This is a genomic window from Rhodococcus aerolatus (assembly GCF_054783215.1).
On record NZ_BAAGQZ010000030.1, the window covers coordinates 21790 to 42972 of the forward strand.

The following is a 21183-nucleotide window of genomic DNA, read 5'->3' on the forward strand; positions in this document are numbered from 1 at the left end:
GTGCTCTCCTCGGGAACGCTGGGACTCAGGACGAGGGGGACCCGGCGACGCTGCGCGGGCGGGGGTCGCTACTTCGCGGCGTCGAGCTGGCCCTGCACGGTCTCGCCGAGCTCGGTCCAGGACGCCTCGAACTTGCTCACGCCCTCGTTCTCGAGGGTGAGGAACACGTCGGTGAGGTCGATGCCGAGCGCGGAGATCGCGTCGAACACCTCCTGCGCGGCCTGGGCGGTCCCGCTGACGGTGTCGCCGGTGATCTCGCCGTGGTCGGCGACGGCCTCCATCGTCTTCTCCGGCATGGTGTTCACCGTGTTCGGCCCGACCAGCTCGGTGACGTAGAGCGTGTCCGGCAGCGTCGGGTCCTTGACGCCGGTGGACGCCCACAGCGGGCGCTGCGGGGCGACGCCCGCGGCGGCGAGCTGCTGGAAGCGCGGCGCGACCTCGAACACCTCCTGGTAGGCGCCGTAGGCGAGGCGGGCGTTGGCCAGGGCGGCCTTCGACTTCAGCGCGGTCGCCTCGGGGGTGCCGATGGCGTCGAGCCGCTTGTCGACCTCGGTGTCGACGCGGGAGACGAAGAACGACGCGACGCTGGCCAGCCGGGTGACGTCGTGCCCGGCGAGGATGGCGGCGTCGATGCCGTCGAGGAACGCCTCCATGACCAGCTTGTGGCGCTCCACGGAGAAGATCAGGGTGACGTTGACGCTGATGCCCTCCCCGATGACGCGGGTGATGGCGGGCAGGCCCTCCTGCGTCGCCGGGATCTTGATCATCGCGTTGGGCCGGTCGACGATCTTCCACAGCTCGATCGCCTGGGCGACCGTCTTCTCCGTCTCGTGGGCGAGGCGGGGGTCGACCTCGATGGAGACGCGGCCGTCGCGGCCGTTCGTGGCCTCCCACTGCGGGCGGAGCACGTCGCACGCCTCGCGCACGTCGTCGGTGGTCAGCGAGCGCACCGCGGCGTCGACGTCGGCGCCCTGGGCGGCGAGCTCGCGCACCTGGGCGTCGTAGGCCTCGCCGTCGCCCAGCGCCCCGGCGAAGATCGTCGGGTTGGTGGTGACGCCGACGACGCTGCGGGTGGCGACGAGCTCGGCGAGGTTGCCGGTGCGCAGCCGCTCGCGGGAGAGGTCGTCGAGCCACACGGACACGCCCTCCTCGCTGAGCCGGGCGAGGGTGCTGTTCTGGTCTGCCATTGCTGTCATCCCTTCGTCGTGGCGAGCGAGCGCTGCGCCGCGGCCGCGACGGCCTCGGCGGTGAACCCGAACTCGCGGAAGAGGGTCGCGGCGTCCGCCGAGGCCCCGTAGTGCTCGATGGAGACGACCTCGCCTGCGTCACCGACGAAGCGGTGCCACGGCATGGCGATGCCCGCCTCGACGGCCACGCGGGCCCGCACCGTCGGGGGCAGCACCTGGTCGCGGTAGGACTGGTCCTGCTCGAGGAACCACTCGACGCACGGCATGGAGACCACGCGGGTGGCGACGCCCTGGCCCTCGAGCTGCTCGCGCGCCTCGACGGCCAGCTGCAGCTCGGAGCCGGTGGCGATGACGACCACCTCGGGCGCCCCGGAGGACGCGTCGGCCAGCACGTAGCCGCCCTTGGCGACGCCGTCGCGGTCGGTGCCCGCCAGGACGGGCAGGTTCTGCCGGGTCAGCGCCAGGGCGTTGGGGCCCTCCGGGCGCTGCAGCAGCGCTGCCCAGGCGTGGCTGGTCTCGTTCGGGTCGCCGGGGCGGATCACGTCCAGGCCGGGCATGGCCCGCAGCGCGGCGAGGTGCTCGATCGGCTGGTGGGTGGGGCCGTCCTCGCCGAGGCCGATGGAGTCGTGGGTCCAGACGTAGACCACGGAGGACTTCATCAGCGCGGCCAGGCGCACCGCCGGGCGCATGTAGTCGCTGAACACGAGGAACGTGCCGCCGTAGGGGCGGGTGGGCCCGTGCAGGGCGATGCCGTTGAGGATCGCGCCCATGGCGTGCTCGCGGATGCCGAAGTGCAGCGTGCGGCCGTAGGGGTTGGCGGTGAACTTGCCGGTCGAGATCGACTCGGGACCGAACGAGTCCGCGCCCTTGATGGTGGTGTTGTTGGAGCCGGCCAGGTCGGCCGAGCCGCCCCACAGCTCCGGCATGACGGGCCCGAGCCCGGCCAGCACGGCCTCGGAGGCCTTGCGGGTGGCGAGCGCGTCGTCGTCGGTGGTCCAGGACGGCAGCGCGTCGGCCCAGCCGTCGGGCAGGGTGCGGCCCAGCAGCCGGTCGAGCAGCGCCTTGCGGTCGGGCTCGCGGTCGGCCCAGGCGGCGAACTGCTCGTCCCAGGTGCTGCGCAGCTCCTTGGCGCGCTCGCCGACGTCGCGGGTGTGGGCGATGACCTTCTCGTCGACCTCGAAGGTCTGCTCGGGGTCGAAGCCGAGGGCCTCCTTGACGCCGCGGACCTCGTCGTCGCCGAGCGCGGCGCCGTGCGCGTCGCCGGAGTTCATCTTGTTCGGCGCGGGGTAGCCGATGATCGTCCGCAGCAGGATGAGCGAGGGCTTGCCGGTCTCGGCCTTGGCCGCGAGCAGGGCCGCCTCGATCGCGGTGACGTCCTCGCCGCCCTCGACGACCTGCACGTGCCAGCCGTAGGCCTCGTACCGGGCGGCCACGTCCTCGCTCAGCGCGATGTCGGTGTCGTCCTCGATGGAGATCTTGTTGTCGTCGTAGACCAGCACGAGGTTGCCCAGCTGCTGGGTCCCGGCAATGGACGAGGCCTCGGAGGTGACGCCCTCCTCGATGTCCCCGTCGGAGGCGATGACGAACACGTGGTGGTCGAACGGGCTCTCTCCCGGGGCCGCGTCCGGGTCGAACAGGCCACGCTCGCGGCGGGCGGCCATGGCCATGCCCACGGCGGAGGCCAGGCCCTGCCCGAGCGGGCCGGTGGTGATCTCGATGCCCGGGGTGTGGCGGTGCTCGGGGTGCCCGGGGGTGTTGGAGCCCCAGGTGCGCAGCGCCTTGAGGTCGTCGAGCTCGAGGCCGTAGCCGGCGAGGTAGAGCTGGATGTAGAGGGTGAGGCTCGAGTGGCCGCAGGAGAGCACGAAGCGGTCGCGGCCGATCCAGTCCTGGTCGGACGGGTCGTGGCGCATGACGCGCTGGAAGAGGGTGTAGGCGAGCGGGGCCAGGCTCATCGCGGTGCCGGGGTGGCCGTTGCCGACCTTCTGCACGGCGTCGGCGGCGAGCACGCGCACGGTGTCGACGGCACGGGTGTCGAGCTCGGTCCAGTCGTCCGGGTGGCGGGCGGTGGTGAACTCGCGGATCTGTTCCTCGGTGACCGGCACGGGGTGATCGACTCCTGACCTGGGTGGGTGTCCGGCGGGGTGCGCCGGACGGTGGCGGGGTGGGACCGGCGCGCACGGCCGCGTCAGCCCTGGGTCCTCCCCGAGCCTAGTGCTCGGGCGCGCCGGTGACGATCTCGTGGACGCGGGCCCGGGGGCGACCGGGCTCACGCCGGTCGGCCGGGCCCGGGCACCGTGCCCCGGCTACCATCGGGTGGCGCTCCTGCCAGCCGGTCCACGGCGCGGTGGCGACCGAGAAGAGCAGGCGACGAGCCGCCCCCGACGGTGCCCGGGCGGGCACGGTGCGGGGCGCGTGAGGAGATGTGGTGCGGGCAGCCGAGCAGACCGGGCACGGGTCGCGTCCGGGCACCCCCGCCACGGGTACCGCGCCGCGCGGTGGCGCGGCCGGCCGGGTCGCCGCCTACGTCGCGCTCACCAAGCCCCGCGTCATCGAGCTGCTGCTCATCACGACCATCCCGGCGATGCTGCTGGCCCAGCGCGGCGCCATCTCCCTCGGCCTCATCCTCGCGACGCTGGTCGGCGGGCTGATGGCCGCGGCCAGCGCGAACACGCTGAACTGCGTCGCCGACGCGGACATCGACCAGCTCATGCGCCGCACCCGCAAGCGCCCGCTGGCCACCCACTCGGTGCCCACCCGGCACGCGCTGGTGTTCGGCCTGGCCCTGGGCGTGGGCTCCTTCGGCTGGCTGTGGGCGACGGCCAACCTGCTCTCCGGCGTGCTCGCCGTGGGCACCATCGCCTTCTACGTCCTGCTGTACACGCTGGTCCTCAAGCGCCGCACGGCGCAGAACGTGGTGTGGGGCGGTGCCGCGGGCTGCATGCCGGTGGTCATCGGCTGGTCGGCCTCGACGGGCTCGCTGGCCTGGCCCGCCGTGGTGATGTTCGCGATCGTGTTCTTCTGGACGCCACCGCACACCTGGGCGCTGGCCATGCGCTACAAGGACGACTACGCCGCCGCCGGGGTGCCGATGCTCCCGGTGATCGCCACCCCCCGGCAGGTCACTCGCAAGATCCTCAGCTTCAGCTGGGTGATGGTCGCGGTCAGCCTGCTGCTCGCGCTGGCCACGAGCTGGGTCTACGCGGTGGTCGCGGTCGCGGCCGGGGCGTGGTTCCTCGTCATGGCCCACCGGCTGCACGCCGAGGTCGTCGCCGGCCGCGAGCCGCAGCCCATGAAGCTGTTCCACCTGTCGAACAGCTACCTGTCGCTGCTGTTCGTCGGGCTCGCCGTGGACTCGGTGCTCGCCCTGCCCGTCCTGGGTTGACCGGCACCGGCTGACCGGCACCGTCTGACCGGCACCGGCCGGCTCAGTCGCCGGCGCCCTGGGGGAGCAGCACCAGCGAGCCCGTCGTCGCCCGGGCCTGCAGGTCGCGGTGGGCCTGCTCGGCCTCGGCCAGCGGGTAGCGGTGCCCCACCCGCAGGGACAGCGACCCGTCGGCCACCGCGTCGAGCACCTCGCCGGCCCGCCAGCGCATCTCCGCGTCGTCGGCGACGTAGTGCGCCAGCGTCGGCCGGGTGAGGAACACCGAGCCCGCGGCGTTGAGCCGCTGCGGGTCGACCGGGGGCACGGGCCCGCTGGCCGCGCCGAACAGGGCCAGGGTGCCGCGCCGGCGCAGGCTGGCCAGGCTGGCGTCGAAGGTGCTGGCACCGACCCCGTCGTAGACCACGGCCACCCCCTCGCCGTCGGTCAGGTCGCGCACCGCGGCGGCGAGGTCGAGCCCGGGGTCGTCGTAGCGCAGCACCTCGGCTGCGCCCGCCCCGCGGGAGAGCTCCGCCTTCTCGGCCGAGGACGCCGTGGTGATCACCCGGACGCCGCGCGCCACCGCCAGCTGGGTCAGCACCAGCCCGGTGCCCCCCGCCCCGGCGTGGACCAGCACGGTGTCCCCGGCCTGCACCCCGCCGATGGAGGCGATGAGGTAGTGGGCGGTCATGCCCTGCAGCAGCACGCTGGCGGCCTCGGCGTCGGGCAGCAGGTCGGGCACCCGCACGGCCCGGCTCGCCGCCAGCACGACCCGCTCGGCGTAGCTGCCCGGCGCGTCCGACCAGGCCACCCGGTCGCCGACCGCGAGCCCGGTGACGCCCTCGCCCAGCTCGACGACCGCGCCGGCGCCCTCGACGCCCGGCACGTGCGGCAGCTCGACGGGGTAGGTGCCGTCGCGGCGGTAGGTGTCGATGAAGTTGACCCCCGCCGCGGCGACGGCCACGACCACCTCGCCCGGCCCGGGCCGGGGGTCCTCGACCTCGGAGTACTGCAGGACCTCGGGGCCGCCCGTGGCGGACATCACGATCGCGTGCACCCGGCCAGTGTGGCGCACCACGACGGGGCGCCGCGGACGGGCCCCGCCGCGCGGTCCCGCTACGCTCCGGTCATGGCGACGAGCGACGCGCAGGAGTCTGAGAAGAGCGTGTTGGAGGAGACCAAGGAGGCCACCCCGGACGGGCCCGACGCCCGCGAGGTGTCCCGCTCGGCGAAGGCCGTCACCCGGTTCGCCGCGGCCCACGGCGGGTCGACCCGCGCCGTGGTGCAGGGCGTCGCCGCGCACGCGTTCCGCATCACCCTGGTGGGCGCCGACGGCATCCTCGGCGACGTCGTCGTCGCCGACGCCGAGACCGCGGACGCGGTGCTCGCCGAGGCGGGCGTCGAGGCGGCCGAGTGGGACCGCGAGCTGTCCGCCTCCGTCGAGCTCTCCGCCGCCCACCGCGCCCGCATGGCCGGTCGGGCCGGCTGCTAGCTGTAGTGCCCATGACCGTTGTTGACAGCGTGGCGGTCTGAGGGTGGGTGAGGCCTCCGGGTCATGGTGTGGGTGCTGACGCCACATCCCCTGCACCCGGAGGCCTCGATGTCCCACGCTAATGCCGCGTTGACCGTGATCGGACGCGCCGAGCTCGTCCGCCGTGTCCTGCAGGACCACCGCCCCGTCGCGCACGTGGTCAAGGAGATGCACTGCTCGCGGACCACGGGCTACAAGTGGGTGGCCCGCTTCGCGGCCGAGGGGCCCGCCGGGCTGCTCGACCGCCCGTCGCACGCCCGCCACCACCCGAACCGCACCCCGGCCGAGGTCGAGGCCCATGTCGTCGAGCTACGCCGGACCCGCAAGCTCGGACCGGCCCGCATCGGACCGCTGCTCGACCTCGCCCCCTCCACGGTCCACGCGGTCCTGACCCGTCACGGGCTGCACCGGCTGGCCTGGCTCGACCGCCCCACCGGCACCCTGATCCGCCGCTACGAGCGTGACCGGCCCGGCGAGCTGGTCCACGTCGACGTCAAGAAGCTCGGCCGGCTCCGCGACGGCGGCGGGTGGTGGGCCACCGGGCGGGACTCCGAGCAGCACCGCCGCGCCCGCCGAGCCCCCCGCGTCGGGTTCGACTACGTCCACTGCGCCGTCGATGACCACACCCGCCTGGCCTACGCCGAGATCCACCCCGACGAGACCGGCCCCACCTGCGCAGCATTCCTGCGCGCCGCCGCCGCCTTCTTCGCCGCCCACGGCATCCCCCGCATCGAGCGGGTCCTCACCGACAACGCCCTGACCTACCGACGCAGCACCGCCTGGGCCCAAGCCATGACCGACATCGGCGCCAGCCCCCGCTTCACCCGCCCCTACAGGCCACAGACCAACGGCAAGGCCGAACGGTTCAACCGCACCCTCGCCGACGAGTGGGCCTACAGCCGCCCCTTCACCAGCTCAGCCGACCGCGCCGCCGCCCTGCCACCATGGCTGCACACCTACAACCACCACCGCACCCACACCGGCATCGGCGGACACCCACCCATCAGCCGCGTCAACAACGCCCCTGGGCACTACAGCTAGCCCGGTGGCCCGGCCGCCGCGTCGGGTCGTCCTGGCCAGCTGCGCGGCGCTGCCCACCGCCGACGGCGACGACGACGACCTGCCCGGCGCCCTCGCCGCGCGGGGCCTCGACGTGCGGTGGTCACCCTGGGACGACCCGGGCGCCGCGGACGCCGACCTGGTGGTGCTGCGGGCGACGTGGGACTACACCGAGCGGCTCGCCGAGTTCCTCGCCTGGTGCGACCGGGTGCCCCGGTTGGCGAACCCGCCCGCGCTGGTTCGGTGGAGCACCGACAAGGCCTACCTGCTCGACCTGGCCGCGGCGGGGGTCGCCACGGTGCCGACCACCCGCTCGGCCCCGGGCGAGCCGGTGCGGCTGCCCGCCGGCGCCCCCGAGGTGGTCGTCAAGCCTGCGGTGGGGGCGGGCTCGCGGGGCGCCGCACGCTTCGTCGACCCCGCCGCGGCGCGGGCGCACGCCGCCGCGCTGCACGCCCGCGGCCTGCCCGTGCTGGTGCAGCCGTTCCTGCCCGTCGTCGACGCCGAGGGGGAGACGGCGCTGGTGCTCGTGCGCGGCGAGCCGTCGCACGCCTTCACCAAGGGCGCGATGCTCGCCGCCCCTGGGGCAGGCACCGGGGCGACGGACGGGTCCGGGCTCTTCCTCACCGAGACCCTCGGCCCGGCCGCGCCGCCGGCCCGGGCGTGGGCGTTGGCCCGCGCCGCCCTCGAGGTGGCCGCGGCCCGCGCCGGGCTGCGGCCGGCCGACGTGCTGCAGGCGCGGGTCGACGTCCTGGGCGCCGACGAGCCACGGGTGCTCGAGCTCGAGCTCGTCGAGCCGTCGCTGGGCTGGCGTCAGGTGGCGGAGCCGGCCCGGGCTGCGGCGCTGGCGTCGTTCGCCGACGCGGTCGCGGCGCTCGCGAGCGCGCCCACCTGAGTGGTGGTGGCCGCCCACACCGCGGCCAGGGCGGCGGTCACGGCCCCGGCCCCGGCGACGTGCACGGCGACGAGCACCTCGGGCACCCCGGTGTAGTACTGCACGAGCCCGACGAGACCCTGGGCGAGGACGACCGCGAGCAGCAGCCAGGTCCGGCGCAGCAGGGCCGTGGCCCCCGCGCGGCGCAGCAGCACGGCCAGGGCCCCGACGGCCACGAGCAGCGCGACGACGAGGTCGCCGTGCAGGTGCACCAGCGCGGTGATGGCGACGTCGAGGCGCGGGGTCGTCGCGTCCCCCGCGTGCGGCCCCGCCCCGGTCACGGTCGTCCCCGCGGCGAGCACGAGCGCGAGCAGCACGGCCGCGGCCACGACGACCCGGCGGACCACCGGCGCGACGACCACCGCGCTGCGGGCGCCGTCGGGCACGGCCACCCCCACGTGGAGCTGCACGGCCAGCCAGACCAGCACCATCGACAGCAGCAGGTGCAGCGCGACCGTCCACCACACCAGCCCGGTGAGCACGGTGATGCCGCCCAGGACGGCCTGCGCGACCGTGCCCAGCGGCAGCGTCCACGCGTAGCGGCGCAGCGCGGGGCGCCGGCCCCCGCGGACCACGACCAGCACGGCGGCGACGGCGGCGAGGGTGACGAGGTAGGTGAGCATCCGGTTGCTGAACTCGATCGCCTGGTGCAGCGCGGGCACCGTCTCCCCGGTGGGCACGAAGCTGCCGGGGAAGCACTGCGGCCACGTCGGGCAGCCCAGGCCGGAGCCGGTCACCCGCACCACGGCACCGGTCACGGCGATGCCCGCCTGGGTCAGCGCGGCGACGAACGTGAACCGGCGCTGGGCGGTGACCGAGGGCTCCGGCAGGCGGTGGACGAGGGAGGAGACGGGTCCTCGGGGCCGGGTGCTCGCGACGCTGCTCACGGCTCCCAGGGTAGGGCCGGTCAGGTGAACTTGAAGGTGCGAGCGGCGGCGACGCCCGCCACAGCACCCCACACCACGAGCGCGCCCAGGCCCAGCAGGTCGACCCGGCCGAGCAGCGCCTCGCGCAGCGACTCGACCAGCGCCCCCGAGGGCAGCAGCGTCGCCACGGTGGCCAGGCTGCCCGGCAGCTTCGCCAGCGGCACCACGACCCCGCCCAGGCCCAGCAGCACGAACCAGGCGATGTTGGCCACGGCGAGCACCACCTCGGCCTTGAGCGAGCCCCCGAGCAGCAGGCCCAGCGCCCCGAAGGTGACGGTGCCGAGCGCGAGGACGACGGCCCCGAGCGCGAGCCCGGCGACCGACGGGCGCCAGCCCAGCCCGACGCCGATGAGCCCCAGCACGACGGCCTGCATCGCGACGACGACGAGCACGGCCGCGGACTTGCCGCCCAGGATCCCCCAGCGGGGCAGCGGGGTGGCCCCGAGCCGCTTGAGGGCGCCGTAGCGGCGGTCGAACCCGACCGCGATGGCCTGCCCGGTGAACGCGGTGGAGATGACGGCGAGGCCGACGATGCCGGGGACGACCGTGTCGACCCGCTTGCCCTCGAGCTCGACGATCGGCAGCAGCGTCAGCCCGACCAGCAGGGTGATGGGGATGAGCAGGGTGAGCAGCAGCTGCTCGCCGTTGCGCAGCAGCAGCCGCAGCTCGAGGGCGGCCTGCGCGGCGAGCATGGCGGGCACGGCGGCCGGGTCCGGGTCGGGGGAGAAGGTGCCGGCGGGGAAGCGCGTGGCCCGGTCCGGCGCGGCGTCCGTCCCCGTGGCGGCGGGCTCGCGGGGTGGGGTCACGGCCGCAGCTCCCGTCCGGTCAGCTCGAGGAACACGTCCTCCAGGCTGCGCCGCGCGACGCGCAGGTCCCGGGCGAGGACGTCGAGCCGCGCGCACCAGGAGGTGACGGTGGCCAGGGCCTGGGGGTCCACGGGGCCCTCCACGAGGTAGCTGCCGGGCTGCGGCTCGGTGCACCGGTAGCCCTCCGGCAGGGCGCTGCGCAGCAGCTCGAGGTCGAGCGAGGCCGGGGCGGAGAAGCGCAGCTGGCGCTCGGCGCCGTCGGTGGTCAGCTCGGTGGGCGTGCCGCGGGCCACGACGGCGCCGTGGTCGACGATGACGACGTGGTCGGCCAGGGTCTCGGCCTCGTCCATGAGGTGGGTGGTGAGCAGCACCGCCACCCCGTCGCGGGCCAGGCCGGCGACGAGGTCCCACACCAGCAGCCGCGCCTGGGCGTCGAGGCCCGCGGTGGGCTCGTCGAGGAAGACCAGCTCGGGGCGCCCGACGATGGCGCAGGCCAGCGCGAGCCGCTGCTGCTGGCCCCCGGAGAGCCTGCGGTAGGACGTCCCGGCCGCCTCGGTCAGGCCCAGCACGTCGAGCAGCCAGTCCGGGTCGAGCGGGCGGGCGCAGTAGGCGGCGACGAGCCGCAGCATCTCCCCGGCCTTGGCCCCCGGGTAGGCACCGCCGCCCTGCAGCATCACGCCGATGCGCGGGCGCAGCCGGGCCGACTGGCGCACCGGGTCCAGGCCGAGGACCGACACGGTGCCCTCGTCGGGGGTGAGGAAGCCCTCGCACAGCTCGACGGTCGACGTCTTGCCCGCCCCGTTCGGCCCGAGCAGGGCGAGGACCTCGCCGCGGGCCAGGTCGAGGTCGAGGCCGGCGACGGCGCGGGTGGTGCCGAAGTGCTTGACGACGCCGCGCAGGCTGACCGCGGTCCCCGCCGCGGCCGACGGGCTCGTGGTCACGAGGGTCCAGCGTAAGCGTGCTCGGCGGGTCCGGCCGGTCCGGCCGTCCGGGGGCTGCGCAGCACCCGGACCTGGTCGAGCCACGGCACCGCCCGGTTGCTGGCCGCGGCGATGACCAGCACGGCCAGCACGGCGGCCACCACGGCCTGCAGGATCACGAAGGGCGGCTGGTCCCCGCCGTTGGGCATGAGGATCACCGAGATGACGGCCGAGACCACGACGGCGGGCCGGCGGAACGCGGGGGCCGAGGCCCACGCCGCCAGCGGGATCGCCGCCCACAGCAGGTACCAGGGGTGCACGACGGGGAACAGCAGCACGACGGCGCCGAGGGTGATGCCGAGCCCGCCGACCGCGTGCAGCCGTCCGGAGCGCACCGCCAGCAGCATCCGCACCCCGACGGCCGCCGCGACGAGCGCGCCGATGAGGCGGGTCAGGGTCAGCACCGCGGAGGTGTGGTCGCCGAGGCCGAGCAGCAGCCCGACCCGACCGGTGGCCATCCCGGCCAGGGTCGACAGCGACATCCAGCTGCGCACCGCGTTGGCCGTGCCGAGGGTCCCCAGCCAGCCGAACCCGAGCCCGGTGGCCTCGCTGACGGCGACGCCCACGACGGCGGCCACCGCGCCGAGCACCGCCCCGGCGCGGAGCACGGCGGGCCACCCCCCGCCCCAGCGCCGGGCCAGGGCCATCCCGACGAAGCCGAGCGCGATGAGGGTGGGCAGCTTGACCAGCGCGGAGAGCACGACCAGGCCGGTGCCCGCGGCCAGGGTCAGCGCCGTGGTGCCGGTGAGCGGCCGGGAGGACTCGACCGCGACGAGGCACACCTCGAGCCCGGCGAGCACGAGGCCGAGCATGAGCGCCTCGTTGTGGATGCCGGAGACGAGGTGGAACAGCACAAGCGGGTTGAGCACCCCGAGCCAGAGGGCGGGGACGGGGGCGACCCCGCAGCGGCGGGCGAGCCGGGGCAGCGACCACGCGATGAGCGCCACGCCGGCCAGCGCCAGCAGCCGGTGCAGGAAGATGCCCTCCAGGATCGCGTTGCCGGTGATCGAGGAGATGCCCTTGCCCAGCCACAGGAACACCGGGCCGTAGGGGGCGGGGGTGTCGCGCCAGATCGTCGGCACGGTGCGGGTCAGCACGTCGTCCACCCCGAGGGCCTGCGCGGGGCCCAGCGCGTACGGGTCGAGCCCGCGGGCGGCGATCTCGGACTGCGCCAAGTAGCTGTAGACGTCCTTGCTGAACATCGGCGGCGCCACGCACAGCGGCAGCGCCCACAGCAGCAGGGTGCGGTAGAGCTGGCGCACCGTCATCCGCCGCGGGGCCTCCCCGCGGGCGAAGCGGCCGACCACCAGCCAGCACGCGGTGACGACGACCATGCCGGTGACCGTGACGGCCAGCGACGCGCTGGGCAGCCGGGCGGGCAGGCCCAGCACCCGCACCCCCTGCGTCGGGTTCTGCAGCACGGGGTTGGCCCCGGCCCCGAGCGAGCCGATGGCCATGAGCAGGGTGCCGAGCACGCCGAGGCGGCGGGTGGAGCGCAGCAGCGCGGTCTCGGTGACGTCGAGCGGGGGCGCGGTGGCCTCGACCCCGTCGCCGTGCAGCACCGACACCCGCGAGCCGGCCGGGGCGCGGGAGCCGCGCGCGGCAGGGGCCTGCACGGGGGAGTCCTGCGCGGTGGGGTCCGGCGCGGGGGGGTCCTGCGTGGTGGTGGGCTGGGCCGCAGGGGCCCGGGTCACGCCGGACGTGGCACGTCGAGCCACGTCCTCGGGTGCCGCCACGGGGCCGAGCGTAACCGCGGCACGGCCGCCGGCCCCGCTCGTCCGGGGGAGCCCGCCGCGCCGGCGACCGGCCCCGGTGGACCGCAGCCGGTAATTGCGTCACACTGGTGTGGTGAAATACGACCAGGCGGTGACGGCGGGCCACGGCCCCGCCGCGTCCGGTCGTACCGTGCCCGGTCGCCCAGTGCCCGGTCGCCCAGTGCCCGGTCGCACCGTGCCCGGCCGCGGGGTCGACCCGCTCGGCCAGACCCGCGACGCGGTGGCCCGCACCCTGCTCGAGCACGGCCCGGTCTCGGCGGCCGACGTCGCCGAGCGGCTCGGGGTGAGCCCGGCCGGCGTGCGCCGCCACCTCGAGGCCCTGGTCGACGCGGCGGAGGCCACCAGCGCCCCCACCCCGGTGCGCCGCGACCGCGGCCGGGGCAGGCCCGCGCGCCGCTACCTGCTCACCGCGGCCGGCCGCTCCCGCTTCGGCCACGCCTACGACGACCTGGCCGTCGACGCGCTGCGCCAGCTGCGCGAGCTCGGGGGCGACGACGCGGTGCGGGCCTTCGCCCGACGCCGCGTCGACACCGTCACCGCGCCCGCCCGCGCCGCGGGGACCGACCAGCGCGAGGTGGCCCGCACCCTGGCCGGGGCGCTCACCGGGGCTGGGTACGCTGCCTCGGTCCGCGACGTCGGCAGCGGTGTGGAGCTGTGCCAGCACCACTGCCCGGTGGCCCACGTGGCCGCGGAGTTCCCCGAGTTCTGCGAGGCCGAGCGCGAGGTGTTCGCCGAGCTGCTGGGCACGCACGTGCAGCGCCTGGCCACCATCGCCAACGGCGACCCGGTGTGCACCACCCACGCCCCCGGCCCCACGCAGACCAGCCCCACCCAGACCAGTCCCGCCCAGACCCGCACCACCACGACAGATCTCCGGAAGGAGCTCGCATGACCCTCACCCCCGAGCAGGTCACCGCAGGGACCACCGACGTGCCGAAGCTGACCCAGGACGAGACGATCGCCTCGCTCGGCCAGTACGAGTACGGCTGGTCGGACTCCGACGTGGCCGGGGCGAGCGCCAAGCGCGGTCTGTCCGAGGCCGTGGTCCGCGACATCTCGCAGAAGAAGTCCGAGCCGGAGTGGATGCTGGAGAAGCGGCTCAAGGCGCTGGCGACCTTCGACCGCAAGCCCATGCCCAGCTGGGGCTCCGACCTCGGCGGCATCGACTTCGAGAACATCAAGTACTTCGTGCGCTCCTCGGAGAAGCAGGCCGCCACGTGGGACGACCTGCCCGCCGACATCAAGAACACCTACGACAAGCTCGGCATCCCCGAGGCGGAGAAGCAGCGCCTGGTCTCCGGCGTGGCCGCCCAGTACGAGTCCGAGGTCGTCTACCACTCGATCCGCGAGGATCTCGAGGCCCAGGGCGTGCTGTTCCTCGACACCGACTCCGGGCTGCGTGAGCACCCCGAGCTGTTCGAGGAGTACTTCGGCTCCGTCATCCCGGCCGGGGACAACAAGTTCTCCGCGCTCAACGCCGCGGTGTGGTCGGGCGGGTCGTTCATCTACGTCCCCAAGGGCGTGCACGTCGACATCCCGCTGCAGGCCTACTTCCGCATCAACACCGAGAACATGGGCCAGTTCGAGCGGACGCTGATCATCGTCGACGAGGGTGCCTACGTGCACTACGTCGAGGGCTGCACGGCGCCGATCTACAAGTCGGACTCGCTGCACTCCGCGGTCGTGGAGATCATCGTCAAGAAGGGCGGCCGCTGCCGCTACACGACCATCCAGAACTGGTCGAACAACGTCTACAACCTCGTCACCAAGCGCGCCAAGGCCGAGGAGGGCGCGACGATGGAGTGGATCGACGGCAACATCGGCTCCAAGGTGACGATGAAGTACCCCGCGGTGTGGATGACCGGCCCGCACGCCCACGGCGAGGTCCTGTCCATCGCCTTCGCCGGCGAGGGCCAGCACCAGGACGCCGGGGCCAAGATGCTGCACCTGGCGCCGCACACCAGCTCCACGATCGTGAGCAAGTCCGTGGCGCGCGGCGGGGGTCGCACCTCCTACCGCGGCCTGGTGCAGGTCAACAAGGGCGCCCACGGGTCGAAGTCGACGGTCAAGTGCGACGCGCTGCTCGTCGACCAGATCAGCCGCTCCGACACCTACCCCTACGTGGACGTCCGCGAGGACGACGTGTCCATGGGCCACGAGGCGACGGTGTCGAAGGTCAGCGACGACCAGCTCTTCTACCTGATGAGCCGCGGGCTGAGCGAGGACGAGGCCATGGCCATGATCGTGCGCGGGTTCATCGAGCCCATCGCCCGCGAGCTGCCCATGGAGTACGCCCTCGAGCTCAACCGCCTGATCGAGCTGCAGATGGAAGGGGCCGTGGGCTGACGTGAGCGCACCCTCAGCACCCGCCGCCTCCTCCGGCGACGAGGCCGCCGTGGCCGTCGCCGGCACCGACGCGGTGGCGCACCGCTACAGCGCGGCCCCGGCCGCCAGCCGCGGCGAGGCCTTCCGCTCCCGCGACGTCGAGGCCTTCGAGGTCCCGTCGTCGCGGGACGAGGCGTGGCGGTTCACCCCGCTGCGCCGGCTGCGCGGCCTGCACGACGGGTCCGCGCCGGCCACCGGCCGCGTCACCGTCGAGGTCACGGCCCCGCAGGACGCGACGGTCGAGACCGTCGGCATGGACGACCCGCGCCTCGGTGACGGCGGCACCCCCGCCGACCGGGTCGCCGCCCAAGCGTGGACCTCGGCCCCCGAGGCCACCGTGGTCTCGGTCGGCCAGGACACCGAGCTCACCGAGCCGGTCGTGGTCACCATGTCCGGGCCGGGGGTCGACCAGGTCGCCTACGGGCACCTGCAGGTGCGCCTGGCGCCGTTCGCGCGCGCCGTGGTCGTGCTCGACCAGCGCGGCTCCGGCACCTACGCCGAGAACGTCGAGCTCGTGGTGGGCGACTCCGCGCACCTGACCTTCGTCGCGGTGCAGGACTGGGCCGACGACGCCGTGCACGTCACCGCGCACCACGCCAGCGTGGGCCGCGACGCCACCCTGCGGCACACCGCGGTCAGCCTCGGCGGCGACGTCGTCCGGCTCAGCCCGACGGTGAGCTACGCCGCGCCGGGCGGGGACGCGGAGCTGCTGGGCCTGTACTTCGCCGACGCCGGCCAGCACCTCGAGCAGCGCCTCTTCGTCGACCACTCGGAGAAGCACTGCAAGTCGAGCGTCGTCTACAAGGGCGCCCTGCAGGGCGTGCCCGACGGCGACCAGCAGGCCCCCGGCCAGCGGGTCCCCGACGCGCACACCGTGTGGATCGGCGACGTGCTCATCCGCGCCGCCGCCGAGGGCACGGAGACCTTCGAGCTCAACCGCAACCTCGTCCTCACCGACGGGGCGCGGGCGGACTCGGTGCCGAACCTGGAGATCGAGACCGGGGAGATCGTCAGCGCCGGGCACGCCAGCGCCACCGGGCGGTTCGACGACGAGCAGCTGTTCTACCTGCGCTCCCGGGGCATCCCCGAGGACCAGGCGCGCCGGCTCGTGGTCCGTGGCTTCTTCCACGAGGTCATCAACAAGATCACGCTGCCCGAGCTGCGCGAGCGCCTCGAGGACGCGATCGAGGCCGAGCTCGCCGCCGTCGGCGTCTGAGCACCGGGCGCCGGGCTCGAGCCCCCGCCCCCCACAGCACCTGACCAGCACCACCGCACGAGAGAGGGGACCGACCGTGTCCACCCTGGAGATCAAGGACCTGCACGCGAGCGTCAGCACCGGTGACGCCACCGAGCCCACCAAGGAGATCCTGCGCGGGGTCAACCTCACCGTCCGCTCCGGCGAGACCCACGCGATCATGGGCCCCAACGGCTCGGGCAAGTCGACGCTGTCCTACGCCATCGCCGGGCACCCCAAGTACGAGGTGACCTCGGGGTCGATCACCCTCGACGGCGAGGACGTCCTCGCCATGACCGTCGACGAGCGCGCCCGGGCCGGGCTGTTCCTGGCCATGCAGTACCCCGTCGAGGTGCCCGGCGTCTCGATGTCGAACTTCCTGCGCTCCGCGGCCACCGCGACCCGCGGCGAGGCCCCGAAGGTGCGGCACTGGGTCAAGGAGGTCAAGACCGCGATGTCCGACCTCGACATCGACCCCACCTTCGCCGAGCGCAGCGTCAACGAGGGCTTCTCCGGCGGCGAGAAGAAGCGCCACGAGATCCTCCAGCTGGGCCTGCTCAAGCCGAAGGTGGCCATCCTCGACGAGACCGACTCCGGCCTGGACGTCGACGCGCTGCGCATCGTCAGCGAGGGCGTGAACCGCTACAAGGAGACCGAGGACGGCGGGGTCCTGCTGATCACGCACTACCAGCGGATCCTCAAGTACATCAAGCCCGACCACGTCCACGTGTTCTCCGGCGGGCGCATCGTCGAGTCCGGCGGCCCCGAGCTGGCCGAGGAGCTCGAGACCAACGGCTACGTGCGGTTCACCGACGCCGACAAGGCCGCGGCCCTCGACGAGGCAGCCTCGGCGGCGGTCTGAGCATGACCGCCACCAGCGAGCGCACCGCCACGGCCGGCCTCGACGTCGCCCGGCTGCGTGCCGACTTCCCGATCCTGGGCCGCACGGTCCGGGACGGGAAGCCGCTGGTCTACCTCGACTCGGGGGCGACCTCGCAGCGGCCGGTGCAGGTGCTCGACGCCGAGCGGGCGTTCCTCACCACCAGCAACGCCGCCGTCCACCGCGGCGCCCACCAGCTCGCCGAGGAGGCGACCGACGCCTACGAGGCGGCGCGGCGCACCATCGCGTGCTTCGTCGGCGCGGCCGTGGACGAGCTGGTGTTCACCAAGAACGCCACCGAGGCGCTCAACCTCGTCGCGTACACCCTGGGCGACCCCCGGGCCGGTGAGCTGGCCGTGGGGGAGGGCGACGAGGTCGTCGTCACCGAGCTCGAGCACCACGCGAACCTGGTGCCGTGGCAGGAGCTGTGCCGCCGCACCGGGGCCACCCTGCGCTGGTACGGCCTCACCCCGGACGGCCGCATCGACCTCGACTCCCTCGAGCTCACCGGTCGGACGAAGGTGGTCGCGTTCGCCCACCAGTCGAACGTCCTGGGGTCCGTGGCCCCCGTGGCCGAGCTGGTCCGCCGCGCCCGCGCCGTCGGCGCCCTCACCGTGCTCGACGCGTGCCAGTCGGTGCCGCACGCCCCGATCGACGTCGCCGCCCTCGGGGTCGACTTCGCCGCGTTCTCCGGGCACAAGATGCTGGGCCCCTCCGGGGTGGGGGTGCTCTACGGCCGCAACGCCCTGCTCGCCGCGCTGCCCCCGTTCCTCACCGGCGGCTCGATGATCGAGAAGGTCGAGATGGCCGTCTCCACCTACGCGGCACCGCCGCAGCGCTTCGAGGCCGGGGTGCCCATGACCTCGCAGGCCGTGGGCCTGGGTGCGGCCGTCGACTACCTGACGGCCATCGGCATGGACCGCGTGGCCGAGCACGAGCGCGCGCTGACCGCGGCCACCCTGGCCGGGCTCGCCGAGCTGCCGGGGGTCCGCGTCGTCGGGCCGACCGACACCACCGACCGCGGCGGGGCCGTGAGCTTCGTCGTCGACGGGGTGCACGCCCACGACGTCGGGCAGGTCCTCGACGACGAGGGCGTCGCCGTGCGCGTCGGGCACCACTGCGCGTGGCCGCTGCACCAGCGCCTCGGCGTCGCCGCGACGGTGCGGGCGTCGTTCGCCCTCTACAACACCCTCGACGAGGTCGACGCGCTGCTCGCCGCGGTGCGCCGGGCCCAGGAGTTCTTCGGGGAGGCCCGCTGATGCGGATGGACCAGCTCTACCAGCAGATCATCCTCGACCACTACAAGCTCCCGCACGGCCGCGGCCTGCTCGAGGCGGGGGACGGCCAGCCCAGCGCCGACTCCCACCAGGTCAACCCGACCTGCGGGGACGAGGTGACGCTGCGGGTGAGCCTGACCCCCGACGGCGAGCGCGTCGTCGCCGTCACCCACGACGGGCAGGGCTGCTCGATCAGCCAGGCGTCGTCGTCGGTGCTGGTCGACCTCGTCGACGGCGAGCCCGTGGCCGAGGCCATGGCCACCCTCGCCGCGTTCGAGGAGATGGTCACCAGCCGGGGCACCGTCGAGGGCGACGCCGAGGTCCTCGGTGACGCGGTCGCCTTCGCCGGCGTCGCGAAGTACCCCGCCCGCGTGAAGTGCGCCCTGCTCGGGTGGGTGGCGTTCAAGGACGCCGTCTCCCGGGCCACCGCGACCGGAGCGCAGGCCAGCCCGACCGCCAGCACCCCCCAGCCAGGAGGACACCCCCAGTGAGCGAGACCACCACCGACCCGACCGCCCGCGCCGGGCGCACCGCCGCCGACCTGGACGCGGCCGCCACGCCGCCCGCGCCCGCGTCGGGGGCCGCGCTGCCGGCCATCGACGAGGTCGAGGAGGCCATGCGCGACGTGGTCGACCCCGAGCTCGGCATCAACGTCGTCGACCTCGGCCTGGTCTACGACCTACGCGTCGACGAGGACCGGGTCGCCATCATCGACATGACGCTGACCTCGGCGGCCTGCCCGCTCACCGACGTCATCGAGGACCAGGCCCGCTCGGCGCTCACCGCCGACGGCCTGTGCGACGACATCAAGATCAACTGGGTCTGGATGCCGCCGTGGGGCCCGGACAAGATCACCGAGGACGGCCGCGAGCAGCTCAGGGCGCTCGGCTTCACCGTGTAGGGCCCCGCCCCTGGGTGTGATAACTGCACCCAGGGCGCGAGGGTGCGTTCACAGCCCCGGCACGGCCGCGGCGCCCACCAGCCGTCGGCGCATGCGGCCGTCCAGGTGCGGCAGCAGCGCGGTCATCGCGCCCGCGGTGCCCGCCGGGTCGGTGCGGCCGAGCAGGTAGGCGCGCTGCCGGTCCGGGTCCAGGGCGAAGAAGGCGTGGAAGAAGGCGTCCGTCTCCGCCGCGTCGAACCCGACCAGGGCGCGCAGCCCCCGCAGCCGCAGCGCGTGCACGGCGCGGGCCCGGGCCGACCACAGCACCCGGTGCAGGTCCGCGGCGCCAGCCCCCGCGGCGACGAGCTCGGCCAGCCGCGGCGCGAGGCCGAGCGCCGCGGCCACGCTGTACCCGGTCGCCGGGTGGACCAGGGGCGCGGCCGCCCCGAAGCGCACCACCGCGGGGGCCGCCCCCAGCCACTCGCGGCGCGGCAGCGGGGTGTCCAGCGCGAAGCGCACCCGCTCGGTGCGCTCCCCGCCGGTGAGCACCACCCCGCGCCGCTGGAGCCGGGCGGCCAGCCGCGACCGCAGCTCGGCCCCGGGCAGCCCCGGGCCGGCCAGCGACGTCTCCTCCAGCAGCACCTCGTCCCCGCCCAGCGGCACCGCGTAGCAGAAGGTGGGCGCCGCCGCGGTGCCGCGGCCGTGGTCCGGCCGCCAGTCCATGAACAGCCCTGCCGCCCCGTCGAGCAGCGGCGCCGCCTGCGCGGTGGTGACGACCACGCCGTGCGCGGTCTGCACGGTGCGGCCCCGGGTGCCCGCACCCCGGGCGTCCACCACCACCCGGGCGGGCACCTCGGTGCCGTCCGCGGTGCTCACCCCGTCGGGCCGCAGCGCCGTCGCCCGCGCGGCGACGACCCGCACCGCGTCGAGGCGCAGGCCGTCCTGCAGCGCGGGCACGTCGAGCACGGCGTAGGCGCCGGGTGCGGGGGCGTCGCCGCCGGCCGCGGTGCGCACCACCGGGTGCTCCACGCGGGCGGCCACGGGCACGCCCGGGTCGAGCTCGGCGGTGAACGCGCCGTAGGTCGACGTCCAGCGCCGGTGCGGTGCGGGGTCGACGAGCACGACCGTGAGACCCAGGCCGGCCGCGGACGCCGCGAGCGACCGCCCGGCGGGTCCCGCGCCGACCACGGCGAGGTCGGCGGGCGGGTCGGCGGGGCTCACGAGCGCTGATCCCACCACGGTCCGGGCCCCGCCGCGCGAGCCCCAGGCGTGGCGCGCGTCGAGCCCGCGCGGGCCGTCCTAGGGTGGGGGCAGTGAGCACCGAGCAGAACGGTCCGGCCGGGAGCGGCGGCGAGGAGATCACGCCCGCCGCGGTGCGGCGCCAGCTCTCCGCCGTGGCCGACGCGGTGCTCGGCCGCGCGGACCGGATCGAGGTCAACCTGCTCGAGCTCGGGGCCCGCCAGCCCGGCTCCGCCGCCGCCGACGTGGTGTGGGCGGGTGCGGACGACCTGCCGCGCCTCGTCGCCGCCGACACGCTGCCCGACGCGCTGCGCGGGGCCCGCGGGGTGCTGCGTCCCGGTGGCCTGGTGGTGCTGGCCGCGCCCGACCCGGCCGAGCTCGCGGCGCTGCACGCGGTGGACGCCACCGGCCGCGACGACGCCGGCGCCACCGTGCTGCCGGCCTGGGAGTTCTCCACCGACGGCCTGCGCTACTCCCGCCACGACCTGCGCCTCACGCTGGTCGACGGCACCTGGACCTGCACGGCGCAGGCCCCCGTGGCCCACCGGGTGCCGACCGCGGACGAGGTGGCCACCGCGCTGACCCACGCCGGGTTCTGGTCGCCCCAGCTGCTGGGACGCTCCGAGACCGGGCTGGCGGTGCCCGTGTGGGCCGCGGTGGCGCCGGGGGACGAGGACCCCAACGGCCCGGCCGCCCGGTCCGGCGCGGACCCCGTCGGCGCGGCGACCGGCTAGG

20 protein-coding genes are annotated in these 21183 nt (G+C 75.0%); 12 read left to right on the plus strand and 8 right to left on the minus strand.

From position 1 onward, the window contains the following. Positions 1-68 precede the first annotated feature (68 nt). Both tal and tkt read right to left on the minus strand, forming a co-directional pair. On the minus strand, positions 69-1187 hold the full coding sequence (tal, locus tag ACYVOF_RS12460; RefSeq protein WP_460866923.1) for a transaldolase: 1119 nt from the start codon (positions 1185-1187) through the stop codon (positions 69-71). Positions 1188-1192: 5 nt separating this feature from the next. Beyond that, complete coding sequence (gene tkt, locus ACYVOF_RS12465; protein ID WP_460866925.1) at positions 1193-3289, minus strand: transketolase; 2097 nt, start codon at positions 3287-3289, stop codon at positions 1193-1195. Between the two features lie 323 nt (positions 3290-3612). On the opposite strand from tkt, the gene ACYVOF_RS12470 reads away from it, so the two are divergent. After that, positions 3613-4569, plus strand: a complete 957-nt coding sequence (locus ACYVOF_RS12470) for a heme o synthase (RefSeq protein ID WP_460866927.1) — start codon at positions 3613-3615, stop codon at positions 4567-4569. Positions 4570-4612: 43 nt separating this feature from the next. Here the strand turns inward: ACYVOF_RS12470 and ACYVOF_RS12475 are convergent, their stop codons facing one another. Beyond that, positions 4613-5602, minus strand: coding sequence for a quinone oxidoreductase family protein (locus tag ACYVOF_RS12475; protein ID WP_460866928.1), 990 nt, complete (start codon positions 5600-5602; stop codon positions 4613-4615). 72 nt (positions 5603-5674) lie between these two features. Here ACYVOF_RS12475 and ACYVOF_RS12480 point away from each other — a divergent pair, with 72 nt between their 5' ends. From ACYVOF_RS12480 to ACYVOF_RS12490, 3 genes are all read left to right on the plus strand, one after another. Further along, a complete protein-coding gene (locus ACYVOF_RS12480) occupies positions 5675-6037 on the plus strand; it encodes a hypothetical protein (protein WP_460866930.1) in 363 nt (120 codons plus the stop codon). Between the two features lie 108 nt (positions 6038-6145). After that, complete coding sequence (locus ACYVOF_RS12485) at positions 6146-7117, plus strand: IS481 family transposase (RefSeq protein WP_460866932.1); 972 nt, start codon at positions 6146-6148, stop codon at positions 7115-7117. A gap of 4 nt (positions 7118-7121) precedes the next feature. After that, positions 7122-8027, plus strand: coding sequence for an ATP-grasp domain-containing protein (locus ACYVOF_RS12490; RefSeq protein ID WP_460866934.1), 906 nt, complete (start codon positions 7122-7124; stop codon positions 8025-8027). Here the strand turns inward: ACYVOF_RS12490 and ACYVOF_RS12495 are convergent. From ACYVOF_RS12495 to mptB, 4 genes are read right to left on the minus strand one after another with little or no spacing between them, the layout of a single operon-like run. Next, a complete protein-coding gene (locus ACYVOF_RS12495; RefSeq protein ID WP_460866936.1) occupies positions 7946-8953 on the minus strand; it encodes a COX15/CtaA family protein in 1008 nt (335 codons plus the stop codon). The two genes, ACYVOF_RS12490 and ACYVOF_RS12495, sit on opposite strands and share 82 nt — an antisense overlap. A gap of 20 nt (positions 8954-8973) precedes the next feature. Beyond that, positions 8974-9798, minus strand: a complete 825-nt coding sequence (locus ACYVOF_RS12500) for an ABC transporter permease (RefSeq protein ID WP_460866938.1) — start codon at positions 9796-9798, stop codon at positions 8974-8976. Further along, positions 9795-10739: an ABC transporter ATP-binding protein gene (locus ACYVOF_RS12505; protein ID WP_460866939.1), complete on the minus strand. Its 945-nt coding sequence runs from the start codon at positions 10737-10739 to the stop codon at positions 9795-9797. The genes ACYVOF_RS12500 and ACYVOF_RS12505 overlap by 4 nt, the downstream gene beginning before the upstream one ends. Further along, entirely contained in the window at positions 10736-12394 is a 1659-nt protein-coding gene (gene mptB, locus ACYVOF_RS12510; protein WP_460866974.1) for a polyprenol phosphomannose-dependent alpha 1,6 mannosyltransferase MptB, read from the minus strand. The genes ACYVOF_RS12505 and mptB overlap by 4 nt, the downstream gene beginning before the upstream one ends. A 319-nt stretch (positions 12395-12713) precedes the next feature. On the opposite strand from mptB, the gene ACYVOF_RS12515 reads away from it, so the two are divergent. The 7 genes from ACYVOF_RS12515 to ACYVOF_RS12545 all read left to right on the plus strand — a co-directional run bounded on the left by ACYVOF_RS12515 (position 12714) and on the right by ACYVOF_RS12545 (position 19230). Beyond that, positions 12714-13445 carry a helix-turn-helix transcriptional regulator gene (locus tag ACYVOF_RS12515; protein WP_460866941.1) on the plus strand — a complete coding sequence of 244 codons (732 nt, stop codon included), beginning with the start codon at positions 12714-12716 and terminating at the stop codon, positions 13443-13445. After that, positions 13442-14899: a Fe-S cluster assembly protein SufB gene (sufB, locus tag ACYVOF_RS12520; protein WP_460866943.1), complete on the plus strand. Its 1458-nt coding sequence runs from the start codon at positions 13442-13444 to the stop codon at positions 14897-14899. Before ACYVOF_RS12515 ends, sufB begins: the two co-directional genes overlap by 4 nt. Before the next feature lie 49 nt (positions 14900-14948). Continuing rightward, positions 14949-16154 carry a Fe-S cluster assembly protein SufD gene (sufD, locus tag ACYVOF_RS12525; RefSeq protein ID WP_460866975.1) on the plus strand — a complete coding sequence of 402 codons (1206 nt, stop codon included), beginning with the start codon at positions 14949-14951 and terminating at the stop codon, positions 16152-16154. A 76-nt stretch (positions 16155-16230) separates the two neighbouring features. Next, positions 16231-17034: a Fe-S cluster assembly ATPase SufC gene (gene sufC, locus ACYVOF_RS12530; RefSeq protein WP_460866945.1), complete on the plus strand. Its 804-nt coding sequence runs from the start codon at positions 16231-16233 to the stop codon at positions 17032-17034. A 2-nt stretch (positions 17035-17036) separates the two neighbouring features. Next, entirely contained in the window at positions 17037-18311 is a 1275-nt protein-coding gene (locus tag ACYVOF_RS12535; protein ID WP_460866947.1) for a cysteine desulfurase, read from the plus strand. Next, positions 18311-18820, plus strand: coding sequence for a Fe-S cluster assembly sulfur transfer protein SufU (sufU, locus tag ACYVOF_RS12540; protein WP_460866949.1), 510 nt, complete (start codon positions 18311-18313; stop codon positions 18818-18820). The genes ACYVOF_RS12535 and sufU overlap by 1 nt, the downstream gene beginning before the upstream one ends. Next, positions 18817-19230, plus strand: a complete 414-nt coding sequence (locus ACYVOF_RS12545) for a metal-sulfur cluster assembly factor (RefSeq protein ID WP_460866951.1) — start codon at positions 18817-18819, stop codon at positions 19228-19230. The genes sufU and ACYVOF_RS12545 overlap by 4 nt, the downstream gene beginning before the upstream one ends. Before the next feature lie 48 nt (positions 19231-19278). Here the strand turns inward: ACYVOF_RS12545 and ACYVOF_RS12550 are convergent, their stop codons facing one another. Beyond that, the gene (locus ACYVOF_RS12550; protein WP_460866952.1) at positions 19279-20430 is read right to left on the minus strand and encodes a lycopene cyclase family protein; all 1152 of its coding nucleotides are present in this window, start codon (positions 20428-20430) and stop codon (positions 19279-19281) included. Between the two features lie 92 nt (positions 20431-20522). Between ACYVOF_RS12550 and ACYVOF_RS12555 the strand changes: the two genes are divergently transcribed. Further along, positions 20523-21182: a hypothetical protein gene (locus tag ACYVOF_RS12555; protein ID WP_460866954.1), complete on the plus strand. Its 660-nt coding sequence runs from the start codon at positions 20523-20525 to the stop codon at positions 21180-21182. Position 21183: the final 1 nt, after the last annotated feature.

Excerpts from the sequence above, each read along its gene's own strand:
- sufU (WP_460866949.1), top strand. The coding sequence starts at position 18,311 with ATGCGGATGGACCAGCTCTACCAGCAGATCATCCTCGACCACTACAAG.
- sufB (WP_460866943.1), top strand. The coding sequence starts at position 13,442 with ATGACCCTCACCCCCGAGCAGGTCACCGCAGGGACCACCGACGTGCCG.
- tal (WP_460866923.1), bottom strand. The coding sequence starts at position 1,187 with ATGGCAGACCAGAACAGCACCCTCGCCCGGCTCAGCGAGGAGGGCGTG.
- ACYVOF_RS12535 (WP_460866947.1), top strand. The coding sequence starts at position 17,037 with ATGACCGCCACCAGCGAGCGCACCGCCACGGCCGGCCTCGACGTCGCC.
- ACYVOF_RS12485 (WP_460866932.1), top strand. The coding sequence starts at position 6,146 with ATGTCCCACGCTAATGCCGCGTTGACCGTGATCGGACGCGCCGAGCTC.
- ACYVOF_RS12480 (WP_460866930.1), top strand. The coding sequence starts at position 5,675 with ATGGCGACGAGCGACGCGCAGGAGTCTGAGAAGAGCGTGTTGGAGGAG.